At 68.2% G+C, this 12991-nt stretch carries 9 protein-coding genes; 5 read left to right on the top strand and 4 right to left on the bottom strand.

The features are described 5' to 3' along the window. The 4 genes from ACXJJ3_RS34875 to ACXJJ3_RS34890 are packed head-to-tail and all read right to left on the bottom strand — an operon-like array spanning position 1 to position 7037. Positions 1-2730, bottom strand: a complete 2730-nt coding sequence (locus ACXJJ3_RS34875; protein ID WP_458166143.1) for a glycosyl hydrolase family 95 catalytic domain-containing protein — start codon at positions 2728-2730, stop codon at positions 1-3. Beyond that, on the bottom strand, positions 2727-5156 hold the full coding sequence (locus tag ACXJJ3_RS34880) for a glycoside hydrolase family 95 protein (RefSeq protein WP_458166144.1): 2430 nt from the start codon (positions 5154-5156) through the stop codon (positions 2727-2729). Before ACXJJ3_RS34880 ends, ACXJJ3_RS34875 begins: the two co-directional genes overlap by 4 nt. Beyond that, the gene (locus ACXJJ3_RS34885) at positions 5153-5935 is read right to left on the bottom strand and encodes an amidohydrolase family protein (protein ID WP_458166145.1); all 783 of its coding nucleotides are present in this window, start codon (positions 5933-5935) and stop codon (positions 5153-5155) included. Before ACXJJ3_RS34885 ends, ACXJJ3_RS34880 begins: the two co-directional genes overlap by 4 nt. After that, positions 5928-7037: an FCD domain-containing protein gene (locus tag ACXJJ3_RS34890; RefSeq protein ID WP_458166146.1), complete on the bottom strand. Its 1110-nt coding sequence runs from the start codon at positions 7035-7037 to the stop codon at positions 5928-5930. Before ACXJJ3_RS34890 ends, ACXJJ3_RS34885 begins: the two co-directional genes overlap by 8 nt. A gap of 176 nt (positions 7038-7213) precedes the next feature. Here ACXJJ3_RS34890 and ACXJJ3_RS34895 point away from each other — a divergent pair, with 176 nt between their 5' ends. The 5 genes from ACXJJ3_RS34895 to ACXJJ3_RS34915 are packed head-to-tail and all read left to right on the top strand — an operon-like array spanning position 7214 to position 12968. Beyond that, positions 7214-8497 carry an ABC transporter substrate-binding protein gene (locus ACXJJ3_RS34895; protein WP_458166147.1) on the top strand — a complete coding sequence of 428 codons (1284 nt, stop codon included), beginning with the start codon at positions 7214-7216 and terminating at the stop codon, positions 8495-8497. Then, positions 8494-9363, top strand: a complete 870-nt coding sequence (locus ACXJJ3_RS34900) for a carbohydrate ABC transporter permease (RefSeq protein ID WP_458166148.1) — start codon at positions 8494-8496, stop codon at positions 9361-9363. The genes ACXJJ3_RS34895 and ACXJJ3_RS34900 overlap by 4 nt, the downstream gene beginning before the upstream one ends. Before the next feature lie 20 nt (positions 9364-9383). Continuing rightward, positions 9384-10238, top strand: a complete 855-nt coding sequence (locus ACXJJ3_RS34905; RefSeq protein WP_458166149.1) for a carbohydrate ABC transporter permease — start codon at positions 9384-9386, stop codon at positions 10236-10238. Further along, entirely contained in the window at positions 10235-12160 is a 1926-nt protein-coding gene (locus ACXJJ3_RS34910) for a hypothetical protein (RefSeq protein WP_458166150.1), read from the top strand. Before ACXJJ3_RS34905 ends, ACXJJ3_RS34910 begins: the two co-directional genes overlap by 4 nt. A 19-nt stretch (positions 12161-12179) precedes the next feature. Continuing rightward, entirely contained in the window at positions 12180-12968 is a 789-nt protein-coding gene (locus tag ACXJJ3_RS34915; RefSeq protein ID WP_458166151.1) for an RraA family protein, read from the top strand. Positions 12969-12991 lie beyond the last annotated feature (23 nt).

The following is a 12991-nucleotide window of genomic DNA, read 5'->3' on the forward strand; positions in this document are numbered from 1 at the left end:
CTAGCGTGGTACCACAAACGTCACGTAGGTGGAATTCCCCTTGCCTGCAACGCCCGAGTTGGGGCCGAGAGACAGCTGGCCGGCGGGGACGTCGCGTTTGAAGAGGATGAGGTTTTGGTCGGTGGTGGACAGGGTTTCGGTGGTGCGGGTGTAGTCGGAGAGCCAGCTTGGCCACCAGGCGTTTTCGCCGCGGGGGTCGAAGGCTACGTAGACGGTGGCTGGGCGGGTGAGGGTGAGTTTGAGGTAGTCGGTTGGAGTTGTGGCCTTGGAGTCGTCGTTGGCGCCTTGGATGAGGGCCTGGCCGTTCAGCTCTGGTGGTAGGGCGGTGACGGTGTAGCTGCGGTCGACGTACGTTTGGGCGCCTACCTGTGCTTTCACCAGGTTGTTGAGCTTCTCGGGGGCATCCACCGACACCAGGTCGCTTTGCAGCGGCGGTTCGCTGCGGGTGATGCCCAAGACTCGGTTACCTACGGTTTTCACGGTTGCGGCTGGTTGGCCGGTCAGGGGTGCGTAGGTGAAGGAGGACAGCGGGACCGCCGTCCGTTCGACCGTGTACGACGTGTCGGGGGAGACCATGAAGGTCACCGTGTCGGCTGACGTCGTGACGAGCTGATGGCCGTGGGAGTCGGTCACACGGACTGATTGACCTGGCCACGGGTTCTGGAGCTTCAACGTGTCGCGGCTGCCGGCCTGGATGCCTACGACGTCCGGTACGCCGTTATGGACCTCGGTGCTGACCCGGTGGCCGCCTTCGATCTGTACCGAGCCGGACACGTCCCAGTCCTTCGGCCACGCCGGCGCGACCTTCACGACGCCGTCGTACGACTGCACGAGCGCCTCCTGCAGACCCATGCTGAGTACGCCGCCCCACTCGTTGTAGAAGCTGTGGTTGCGGACGGGCTCCTGGCCGGTGCGGTGGACCGTGAACCCGTTCGGGTAGATCTGGAAGTCCGCGATCCCCTTCAGCAGCAGGCTCTTCACCTGGTCGGACAGCCCGAGCCGTGCGGCCCACGTGCTGTCCATGCCCCAGTCCTTGTCCTGCGGGTAAACACGCTGCCGGAACGTCGCCTGCATGAGTGACGACGACGCGTCGAACACGCCCCAGGGCCAGAGCGCCTCCATCTCCGGGTTCTGGGTGTTGTGCGCGGCCTCGTCGGTACCGGACCACGCCAGCACCTCCTCACCACCGCGCTGGACGGTCCGGAACGGCGGGAGCTTCCCAACGGCAGTCTTTAGCTGTGCAGCCAGCGCAGTGTCGCCGTGTGACCTCGCCAGGTCGGCAACCATGGGAAAGATGACCCGCATGGCAGCCAGGTCCGGCACCGGGTCCGTGGTGTCCCACTGGACCTCCAGCGCGTTCACGTGCTGCAGGTGCAGGTAGCCGTCGGCGCCGGGCGTCATTGCGGACAGGTAGAACCGCGCCACGTCGCGCATCAACGGGTAGCTCTGGTTCAGCAGGGCCTTGTCGCCGGTGTACCGGTACTGCTCCCAGATGTTGTTCACCAGCTCCGGCCCGCTGGTCAGGATGCGCCGCGTCCAGCTGGGTTCCTGCTTGTTGTCGCAGCCGTCGCCCGTCCCGTCGTACCGCATGAACTCCGGCAGACAGAGCCCTTCGCCGCCGGTCCAGTGCGTCCGGGTCCACTCGCGCATCAGCTCGGCGCGGTCCAGGTAGAACTTGAAGTACGGCGCGTTGAACTCGGCAATGCCCGCGCCGCGGTTGGCGGCCACCATTTCGCGCAGGTTGAAGTGCCAGTACGAGTCCTGTGCCCAGTCCGCCTGGTCCTCCGCCGACGAGAACATCCGTACGACGGCGCCGTGCGTGCTCGGTACGTCGCCGCGCATCGACGCGGCCATCGTGTACAGCTGCAGCGTTCGCAGGTTCTCGACGTACTCGCCGGTGCCGTCGGACGACGTGATCCGCATCGGCGCGGCCTTCGCCCAGAACGCGTGCCACCAGTCGAGGTGCCGGCTCGGCGTCTCCACGACCGCCTTACGGGCCGCCGTACGCAGCTCTCCGCCGCGGTACGACGGCACGCCGACGACGAGCTTGTAGCTGCCGTCCGCGTTCGGCCGGAACGTCAGCCGTACCGTGAGCGGATCCACCACGGACGCCGTCACGCCCTGCGCATGCGCCGTCAACGCAGCAACCGCGCCGGTAATACTCCCGGATGCGGCGTCGTGGAACGTCTCCGCCAACGCAGCGACTCCGCCAGCCGCACTAACGGCCGGTGTACGACCAGCCCACAGCTTCAGGTCAGCCGTCTGCGGCTTGGACGGATCCGCGCCCGTAACCTCCAGCACGAACTGGTCGGCGTCAGCACGCACATACGACCGCGCTGTCATCCCACCACCGCGCTGGACGAGCTGACCGTCGTACAGCGCCAGCCGCCCGCTGTAGTCGTCAGCACGCATCAGGGAGTCCAGCCCGGGTACGACGAGTCGCCCTGCCGACTTGAGGTCCGGGAACGTGTCTACCCGGTTCAGCTGCGCGCTGTACCCCTTCTCGGCCCAGACAGCCGCACCCAGTACGCCGTTACCCAACGGCATCGCCTGGTACGGCTTCCACGCGGGGCCTTCCTGGACGAGGTCAGACCGGGACACCAGCCCGGCCGTGTCTGCCTGCAGCGCACCGTCGTGCCAGGCAGTCGTCTGCTTCTCAACGGGAGCACCTGCGGCCGGTAGACCGGCAGCCAGCAGTGCTACCACCAGCAACGGCAACGCGAGCCTCATGCGCGCACCTCGAGCCAGTAGTCGACGCCAGGACGCGTCCGGAACTCGACGACACCGTCCTCCGGCCGTGCGAACGCCACCGGACCGGCGGACGACTTCACGTCCACCATCACCCCGGTCCGCAGCCGCAGCCGGTTCCCGAGCAGCGAACGGATCGTGGCCTTCGACAACTTCCCGTCCGACCACGAGAACTCCAGCTCGAACCCGCCCCGCGCCCGAAGGCCGCGAACCTTGCCCGTCGGGAACGCCGACGGCAGACACGGCAGCAGCGCGACCTCTCCGGAGTGGCTCTGCATGATCATCTCGGTGATCCCGGAGACACCGCCGAAGTTGCCGTCGATCTGGAACGGCGGGTGCAGGTCGAACATGTTGGGCGCCGTACGGCCCGGACCGACCAGCTGGGTCAGGTGCTTGTACGCGTTGTCCGCCTCGAGCAGTCGCGCCCGGATGTTCAGCTTCCACGCCAGCGACCAGCCGGCCGTGACCGCCGGACCACGCAGTTCCAGGAACTTCCGGGCCGCGTCGGCGAGTTCCGGCGTACGGCGTGGAGTCACCTGATCGCTCGGGAACACCGCCCACAAGGGCGAGACGTGGCGGCTCGTTTCCAGCGCGGCGTCCTCCCAGTCGATCAGCCACTCCTGGAGCTGACCGAGGTACCCGATCTGCAGCGGTGCCAGCTTCGACCGCGCCGCTGCGGCCGCAGCCGCCATCGACTGGTCCTTGCCGAGCAGGGTGGCCGCCTGGCCGAACACCGAGAACAGGTCGCGCAGGATCTCCATGTCCATCGTCGGCCCGGCGCACAGGCTGACACCGTCACCGTCGTAGTCGTGGTGCTTCACCTCGGGCGACAGCGACGGGCTGGTCACCAGCCATCCCGTCTTCGCATCGGTCTGCAGCTGGTCGAGGAAGTACTCCACCGAACCCCGCAGCACCGGGTAGTACTTGCGCAGCATCTCCAGGTCGCCCGTGTACTCGAACCGCTCCCAGAACAGCAGCGACAACCACGCACCACCGGTCGGCCACAGCCCGTAGAACGCGAAGTCCACGACCGCACTGCCGCGCCAGCCGTCCGTGTTGTGGTGCGCAACCCAGCCCGGAGCGTCGTACATGGCCGCCGCGGTCCGGGCGCCGGACTCCGCGAGCTCGCTGATCATCTCGAACAGCGGGTCCCAGCACTCGGCCAGGTTCGTGGGACCGGCCGGCCAGTAGTTCATTTCGGTGTTGATGTTGATCGTGAACTTCGACTGCCACTCGGGCAGCATCTTGTAGCTCCAGATGCCCTGCAGGTTTGCCGGCTGACCCGGTGCGCGCGAGCTGGAGATCAGCAGGTAGCGCCCGAACTGGTAGTACAGCGCCGCCAGTTGCGGGTCGCCGCCGTTGCGGAACGCCGTGATCCGCTGGTCGGTCGGCAGCGCGATCGAGTCCGACGTACCGAGGTCGAGGTCCAGCCGGCCGAACAGCCGCTGGTAGTCGTCGACGTGCTCGTGCCGGAGCTTCCCGTACGCCGGGCGGCCGATCGCGGTCAGCGGCGCGATCGCGCGGGCGACCTGGTCCGCGCCGACGTCCTGCCAGTTGCGGTAGCTGGTTCCGACCGAGAACAGCAGCGTCACCTGGTCCGCGCCGGCGACCGACAGCTTGCCGTCGGCAACCGTCGTCCTGCCGCCGTCGGCGAACGCGCGGAGCAGCGCGGTGAACTTGACCGATCCGGTCAGCCCTTCGGCGTCGCCGCTGATCCCGTTCAGCGCCAGCGTCTGGTTGTCGTACGCCGCCGGCGTGGCAGCCTGCTCGGTGCTGTACGTCGCGTCGAACGTCAACGCGCCACGCTCGCTCGCGGTCAGCCGCATCACCAGCACCTGCGCCGGATGGCTGACGAAGACCTCACGGGTGTACCGCACCCCGGCGTGCTCGTAGCTCACCGAGGTGATCGCGGTGGTCAGGTCGAGCTCCCGCCGGTACGCCGTGACGGCGGCAGCGTCGACGCCCGGGAACGCGAGGTTGAGGTAGCCGACCGGCTGGTACTGCATCTCCTCGCTCGGTCGGCCCATGAAGTGCGCGTCGGCGAGGTTCTGCGCGTCGAGGTACTGCTCTTCCGCGATCAGCCGGCGGATCTCCGGGAGGACGTCTTTGCCTCCCTGGTAGGCGTAGTCGTGCGGGCCGCCGGCCCAGATCGAGTCCTCGTTCAGCTGCAGCTGCTCGGTGGCGGTCCCGCCGTACACCATCGCGCCCAGCCGGCCGTTGCCGATGGCAAGCGCCTGGAGCCATTCGGTGGCGGGGGAGGTGTACCAGAGTTTCAGCGGGTTGGTGGCGCTGCCCGGTGGCGGGGCGGCGGTGGCGGATTCTGCTTCGGTGAGCGAGCCGGCGACGATCGCGGCGCCGGCCGCGGCGCCAGTGGTACGGAGTACCTGGCGTCGGGTGTATTCGGTCATGGGGCGGTCTCCCTGGGGCGGTAGATGCGCTGGGCGGTACCACGGAGCACGTCGTTGTGCGTGGCGGACGGCAGCAGAGCGGTGGTCCGTCGCAGGACCTCGGCGCGCGGACGGGCCAGCGTGCACACGGGCCAGTCGGAGCCGAACATCAGCCGTTCACTGCCGAAGAGTTCGAGGGCGACGTCGACCAGTGCGCGCAGGTCGTCGGTCGCCAGGTGGGCGATGCCGGAGAGTTTGACGGTCACGGTGGGGTGCTCGGCGAGGGCCTGCATTCCGGCGCGCCACTCCGGGGTGGCGGTGGTCGGGTTGCCGAGGTGATCGACCACCAGCCGCGCCTCCGGCACCAGCGAGGCCAGCCGGGCCGCGCCGATCAGAGCAGGTGGTCGCAGCAGCAGATCAACCGCGAGACCGGCGTCGGTGGCGGCTCGCACACCCCGCACGTGCGCGGGGTCGGTCAGCAGGTCAGGATCGGTCTGATCCACCGGCGGACTCCGCACCCCCACCAGCCGCGGATCATCCGGCAACCGATCCGGAAACTCCAACAGATCGAACCACCCGACAACCCCAACCACAGCCGGGTGCCGCCGAGCCAGCGCCAGCAAATCCCCAACCTCAAGAGGATCGGCGTCAGCCTGCACCAGCACCACATCCGGCGTCAGGCCGCCTGCTGCGCCGGCGAGGTCGCCGAGTGTGAAGTCGCGCCGGAGCAGATGCCCAACCGGCAGCCATGGCAGCGCCCGCCGCCCGAGCTCCCACACATGCACATGTGCATCAATCATGGTGGCCGGCTGGTCTGGTGATGGAGCTTTCGCCGCGGGCGTGGGCGGCGAAGAGGCGGGCGGAGTCTTCGGGGTCGGTGCCGCCGAGGACTTCGATCAGGTCTACGTGGCGGCGGGCCATCAGGCCCCAGTCGCCGGCGTACATGGCGTTCGAGACGACCTGCAGGCTCCACAGGGCGGGCTCCAGCGTGCGCCAGACGCGGAGCAGCATCGAGTTGCCGCTGGTGGCGAGCACCTGGCGGTGGAAGCGCAGATCCGACTCGCGGAACGCGCCGATGTCGTGGTGGTCGGCGGCCTCGCTCATTCGCTGGACCTCGATCCGGAGCAGGTCGAGCTCCTCGGGCGGTACGTGCCCGGTCGCCCGCCGCGCGGCCGCGGACTCGAGCAGCACCCGGACCTCGCGCGCCTCCCGCGCCTCGACCTGCGAGATCTCCGTGACGAAGTTCCCGAGCCGCGGCCGGTACGTGACCAGCCCCTCGTGCGCGAGCCGCCGTACCGCCTCCCGCGCCGGTGTCTGGCTGGTGCCGAGCACCCGGGCGATCTCGGACTCGACCACCCGCATCCCGGGCGCCAGCTCGCCGGACAGTATCCAGCCGCGGATCGCCTCGTACACCCGGTCCGACAGCAGCTCCGGGTCGCTCGAGAACGGCGGCGCCGCGGGGCTCGACCCGACCACGATCCCGGACCGGAAGTGCAGCACCTCCTCCCGGCGGCGGCGCGCGACCGTCGACTGCGAGACGCCGTACGCCGCCGCGAGCTCGCGGGTCGACGCGCGGTGTCCGGAATCGGCCATCGATCCACCCTCCAGCGCACCGAGCTGGACCCGGTCGACCATCCGCGGCCGGCCGCTGCGCATCCCGTCGTCGAGCCCGGCCATCCCCATCCGCAGGAACCGCCGCCGCCACTTGCCGACCGTCCCGGGGGTGACCTCGAGCAGGTCCGCGACGGCCTTGTTCGAGCGGCCTTCCGCGCTGGCCAGCACGATCCGCGCCCGCAGGCGCATCGCGGCACTGGTCCGCGGGGCCGCGGCGAGCTGGCTGAGCGCGGTCCGCTCGGCCACCGACAGGGTCAGCGGCGACTTCGGTCTTCCGGCATCGGGCATGGCTGCATCGTGACCCCCGCCACAGGGTTCTGCCAACCCCTTATGGTGCGGACTTCTGACTCGGAACGTCCACTTTGCTGCGTAAACGTTGACACTTGACCGCCACGCTCTGCATCGTCACTCGATAACGACACCCGGCTGCCCCCGACGCCGGGATGCTCCGAGAGGATCTGGAAATGGCTCGTTCGGTACGCCTCAAGGCAGGACGCCAGCTCGGCCTGCTGACATCCGCCGCGCTGCTCCTGGTGAGCGCCGCCGGCTGTGGTGGTGGCTTCAGCGACAACAAGGGTGCTGCTGGTGGCAGCACCGGCGAAGTACGCATGCTGGTCAACATCACGCCGAACCTCACCAAGAGCTACTGGGAGGGCCTGGTCAAGCCGTTCGAGGACGCGAACCCGGGCGTCGACGTCAAGATCGAGGCGCCGACCGGCTCGGGGGTGAAGGACACCCTGCCGCAGCTGCTCGCGGCCGGCAACGCCCCGGACGTCGTCGAGACGCTGATGGCGGACAAGGTGCTGGCGCCGCAGATGCTGGACCTGACCGGCGAGGCGTGGACGAAGGACACCCCGTTGGTGGACCAGGCGAAGCTGGACGACAAGGTCTACACGGTCGGTGTCGGGCAGCAGGCGCAGTCGCTGGTGTTCTACAACAAGGAAGCGTTCACCAAGGCCGGCATCAGCGCCCCGCCGAAGGACCTGGACGAGCTGACCGCGGACATGGGCAAGCTCAAGGCGGCCGGGTACCTGCCGCTGCAGACCGCGGGCGACTACGTGACCGGCCTGCAGTTGCTGCAGCTGAGCGACCCGTCGATCGCCACGAAGTACCCGGACTGGTTCCAGCAGGTCAACTCCAAGCAGGTGAAGCTCGGCGACACCATGCTGCCGCTGCTGCAGCGTTACGAGTCCTGGATCAAGAACGGGTACGTCGACAAGAACGCGCTCGGCCTGAAGGACGTCGGGGCGCAGACCAACTTCCTGTCCGGCAAGGCCGGGATGTACGTGATGGGCAGCTGGTTCGTCCGGACCGCCGACGACGCGAAGCCGACGTTCGACCTCGGCGTGTTCGCGGCGCCGACCGAGACCGGCCAGCCGTCGCCGGGTCCGCAGGGTGTCACGATGGCCGCGCCGTACATGGTGCTGAAGTCGACCAAGCAGCGTGACCTGGCCGTGAAGCTGGTGCAGTTCCTGGTCACCGACAAGACCGCGGTCCAGAGCCAGCTGTCGCAGGACGGCAACTTCCGCAAGGGCTACACCGAGAAGCTGTCGCCGCTCGGCAAGCAGGTGCAGGACATCCTCGACCAGGCGCCGAAGGGCGTCGCGCAGGGCGAGGGGTACGGCGCCAACACGCTGCCGTCCGGCTTCAACGGCGAGTGGAACAAGGCGGTCCAGAGCCTCTACACGGGGAAGAGCGCGAAGGACGTAGCGACCCGCATCGACAGCTGGATGGGCTCGAAATCGTGAGAGCCCGTCTGACCACGCTCAGTATGGTCGGGCCGGCACTGGTGCTGTTCGTCGTGATGCTGGTGGTCCCGGTCGGTCTGTCGATCTACCTGAGCCTGACCGACTGGGACGGCTACAGCGCCAACCCGGCGTTCATCGGCCTCAAGAACTACGTGAACCTGACGCACAGCGCGGAAGCGATCAGGGCCGGCTGGGTGACGCTGCTGATCGCTGCGGTCGGCACGGTCCTGCTGAGCGTGCTAGGGCTCGGTTTTGCCTTGCTGGTGAACGGTGCGTCCCGATTGAACGCCTTCTTCCGGATCGTGCTGTTCTACCCGCACGTACTGAGCGCATTGGTCGTCGGCTTCCTCTGGAGCGCAGTCCTCGGTACGTCGGGAGTCGTCAACGGCTGGCTGACGTCCAAGGGTTCCGCCGTACTGCCGTTCCTGTCCGACCCCAAGTGGGCCCTGGCGAGCCTCATCGCGGTGCTGGTGTGGGCCGGGTTCGGCGTGAACGTCGTGCTGTACCTGGCCGGGCTGCAGACGGTGTCGAAGGACCTGCTCGAGGCTGCACGGATCGACGGCGCTTCGAAGCGGCAGACGTTCCTGAACGTCACGCTGCCTGCACTAGCGCCTGTCGTCACGGTGAACCTGGTGCTGTCGCTGGTGACGCTGCTGAAGACGTACGACCTGGTCGTGTCGCTGACCGGCGGCGGGCCGGCCGGCTCCACGCAGACGGCGGCGTACCTGATCCTGTGGGACTCGTTCCACAACAACGCGCTCGGCTTCGGTTCGGCGCAGAGCGTCGTACTGATGGTGATCACCGCAGGGCTTGCGCTCACGGTGGCGCGGTTGCGGGCGCGTGCTGACCAGGGGGTGAGCGGATGAGTGCCTTGAGGATGCCGAGAGTGGCCGCGTTGCAGCTGAAACCGTTGAAGACCAAGGGCTGGGGACGGGTCGCGTTCCTGGTGCTGACCAGCGTGCTCATGCTGGTGCCGATGTACCTGCTGGTGGTGAGCGCGTTCAAGTCGCAGCAGGACATCCTGGCGCACCCGTTCTCGCTGTCGCCGGATCAGCTGACCACGCAGTACCTGAAGAAGGCCGCGACGAACCCGGACTTCAACATCGTCAAGGGGTACGCCGTCACGATCCTGTTCGTGGTGTCGGTCAACGTGCTGTCCGTGGCGCTGGCCGGCCCGGTGTCGTACGTGATCGCGCGCCGCAGCGAACGCCGGTACCGGATGCTCCTGCTGCTGTTCGTGGCCGGGACGTTCATCCCGAGCCAGGTGCTGGTGATCCCGGTCGTCTACACGCTGAAGTTCCTCGGGCTGATGGGGACGATCCCCGGGTTCGTCCTGTTCGAGACCACGTTGACGCTGCCGTTCTCGATCTTCCTGTACGCCGGCTACATCATGACCGTGCCGGCGTCGCTGGACGAGGCGGCCGCGGTGGACGGGGCCGGCAAACACCGGGTGTTCTGGTCGATCGTGTTCCCGCTGATGAAGCCGGCCGTGGTGACGATGGTCATCCTGAACACGTTCTCGGTCTGGAACGACTTCGTGAACCCGCAGATCATCCTCGGCCCGGGCAGCGGCCTGTACACCGTGACGACCGGCGTGTACGCCGCGGTGAGCCAGTACTCCACCGACTACACGGTGGTGTTCCCGACGCTGCTGCTGGCAGTGGCTCCGTTGCTGGTGGTCTTCGTGCTGCTGCAGCGGCACGTGATCAGCGGCCTGACCGCGGGAGCGACCAAAGGATGACCCAAGAGAATTCAGCACAGCAGATTGTTGCGGAGCAACCCGTCGGCATACCGCCCGCTTGGGCGATCCTGCAGCGCCGCCTGTTCGACGTGATGGACGAGGGCTGGTGGCTGTTCCGGGAGCGGTACTGCCTCCCGGACGGTGGCCTGCGGTACGCCGGCCCGATGCAGAGCCGGGACGGCGCGGACGACTTCTACGAGGCGTTCGTGAACTGGCCGGTCCTGTACCAGCTGGGCGGCGCCGACGACCTGATCGACGTGTCCAAGTGGCACTGGGAAGGTGTCACCCGGCAGCTCACCGATCTGGGCTTCCTGGTCGACGAGTTCGAGCGCGGGTACGACTGGTTCCACATCGGCGAGTCGATGATCTTCTTCTACTCGCTGTGCGCGGCCGACCCGACCGACGACGTGTTCCGCGAACGCGCGTACCGGTTCGCGGAGCTGTACCTTCCGGGCTCGGCCAACTACGACTCGAAGAACCGGATCATCCGCGCGCCGCACAACGGTGCCGGGGGTCCGCGCTGGGGAATCAACGACGAGTGGCACGTGTTCGGCGCGGACCAGCCGAAGATGTCGCTGTTCGGGCTGCCGCTGTCCGGCGTACCGGGGATCGGCAGCTGGGACGACCTGAAGGATCCGGCGAGCGCGGAGCGGATGGGCGCGGAGATGATCCGCCGACTCGGTGCTGGTGACACCGCAGTCAACCTGGCCGCTACGACGCTGACCGCGAACGCCTGGCTCTACGACCACAGCGACCGGTTCGCCGACTGGACGCTGGAGTACCTGGACGCATGGGAGGAGCGCGCCAAGGCGAACGGCGGCCTGCTGCCCGACAACGTCGGCCCGAACGGCATCGTCGGCGAGCTGCATGACGGACGCTGGTACGGCGGTACGTACGGCTGGAACTGGCCGCACGGCGTCTACAGCGTCGGCTCGGCCGCCTGCGTCGCCGCACTGAACGGCGTCGTACTCACGGGCGACCAGAAGCGCCTGGACCTCGCCCGGCAGCTGCTGGACCACTTGTACGAGCGGGGCGTCAACGGTGCTGTTGACGACACCGACATGAGCATCCGCGACCGTTGGGAGGCAGAGCTCGGGGAGGACTGTGCCGAGCCGACCCTGCTGATCCCGAACCGGCACAACGACGACGGCTGGTTCGATTACCAGCCGCCGCAGCTCGGGCTACCGATGTGGCTGTGGCAGGCCGCGTTCGAGCCGGCTGACCGCGACCGGCTCAGCAAGCTGCGGGAGCGTAGCGGTTACGACTGGCGGACCGTCAGGGACTTCCGTAACAAGGAAGACGCCGGCCATGAGGCACCGTGGCTCGCCTACCTGGCCGGGGACAACCCTGGCTACCCGGAGCAGATGCTGGGCGTGGCCCTGTCGCAGGTGCAGCGCCGGATGGACCTGATGGCCGTCGACAGGGTCGACCCGGCCGAGATGAACATCCACCACTGGCAACGCCACAACCCGGTCGCCACCGAGGCCCTGCTCCAGCTGACCACCGGTACGCCGCAACTGCTCTACAACGGCGGCCTGCTCCCGATGCGGGTCCTGTACCTCGACGCGGACCGCGGACGCCCCGGACTACCGCCCGACGTGGCCGCACTGGTCGACACGGTCGAACCCGATCGGACAGGGCTGCAGCTGGTGAACCTGTCGGCAACGCAGACCCGGCGGGTCGTCGTACAGGCCGGGAGCTTCGGTACGGACCGGATCGACGAGGCGACCGTGTCCACGGCGACGGGGGAGTACCCGGGCCCGTCACCGGCGTACACCTCGACGCCGCCGACGCCCGGGACCCGCACGGTCGTTGTCGACGGCAACAGACTCGAAGTGACGATGCCGCCCGGCCGGACCATCCGGCTCGATTTGCGGCTGACCAGAAACACCTACCGCGCCGCACATCTGGCGCTTGCCTAATTGAGTACTGAGGAGATCTATGAGCAGCACGGAACAAGCCCCGGTGGCGCCGGTCTGGGACCTGCCGGTGCGCGGCGAGAACCCGCCGCCATCGGATCCCGACCTGGTGTCGCGGCTGTCCGAGATCGGGTCGGCCACCGCCTGCGCCCGGTTGCACAACCAGGGCATCCGCCGGACGTTCGTCGACGGCCCGACGAGCATGTTCGGTGGCAAGAAGGTGGTCGGCCGCGCGCTGACCCTGCAGTTCATGCCGCAGCGTGAGGACATCGCCGACGGGCAGACCCAGGAGTACATCGAGCGCAGTACGGCGCTGTGGGCCGTGCTCGACGAGGTCCAGCCCGGCGACGTCCTGGTGGTCCAGGCCTACGGCAGCCACACCACCGGCTGCTTCGGGGACATGCTGGTCCGCTACTTCAAGCTCCGCGGCGGCGCCGGCATCGTCGTCGACGGCCGGATCCGCGACGTCCCCCGGGTGTCGCAGCTCGACGTGCCGATCTGGTCGACCGGCGCCACCCCGCACTACGCGTCCCAGTCCGAGCTGTTCCCGTGGGCGTACAACGTCCCGGTCGCGGTCGGCGGCGTACTGGCGCTGCCCGGGGACCTGGTGCTCGCCGACGACGACGGTGCGGTCGTCGTACCCCGGCGCCGTGCGGAGGCGGTCGTCGAGGCGGCTGCCGAACACGACGAGTGGGAGAAGTTCAGCCGGCGCCGGATCGACGAAGGCGCCCCACTGCGTGACTACTACCCCCTGACCGAGAAGACCCGTCTCGAGTACGAGCGCTGGCGATCCGAGAACGGGAACCACTGACCCCTCTGAGAGGACCCCGCCCG

It is taken from the genome of Kribbella sp. WER1 (genome assembly GCF_054189145.1).

Coding starts and splice junctions, on each gene's coding strand:
- ACXJJ3_RS34915 (WP_458166151.1), top strand. CDS start 12,180: ATGAGCAGCACGGAACAAGCCCCGGTGGCGCCGGTCTGGGACCTGCCG.
- ACXJJ3_RS34880 (WP_458166144.1), bottom strand. CDS start 5,156: ATGACCGAATACACCCGACGCCAGGTACTCCGTACCACTGGCGCCGCG.
- ACXJJ3_RS34875 (WP_458166143.1), bottom strand. CDS start 2,730: ATGAGGCTCGCGTTGCCGTTGCTGGTGGTAGCACTGCTGGCTGCCGGT.
- ACXJJ3_RS34885 (WP_458166145.1), bottom strand. CDS start 5,935: ATGATTGATGCACATGTGCATGTGTGGGAGCTCGGGCGGCGGGCGCTG.
- ACXJJ3_RS34910 (WP_458166150.1), top strand. CDS start 10,235: ATGACCCAAGAGAATTCAGCACAGCAGATTGTTGCGGAGCAACCCGTC.
- ACXJJ3_RS34895 (WP_458166147.1), top strand. CDS start 7,214: ATGGCTCGTTCGGTACGCCTCAAGGCAGGACGCCAGCTCGGCCTGCTG.
- ACXJJ3_RS34890 (WP_458166146.1), bottom strand. CDS start 7,037: ATGCCCGATGCCGGAAGACCGAAGTCGCCGCTGACCCTGTCGGTGGCC.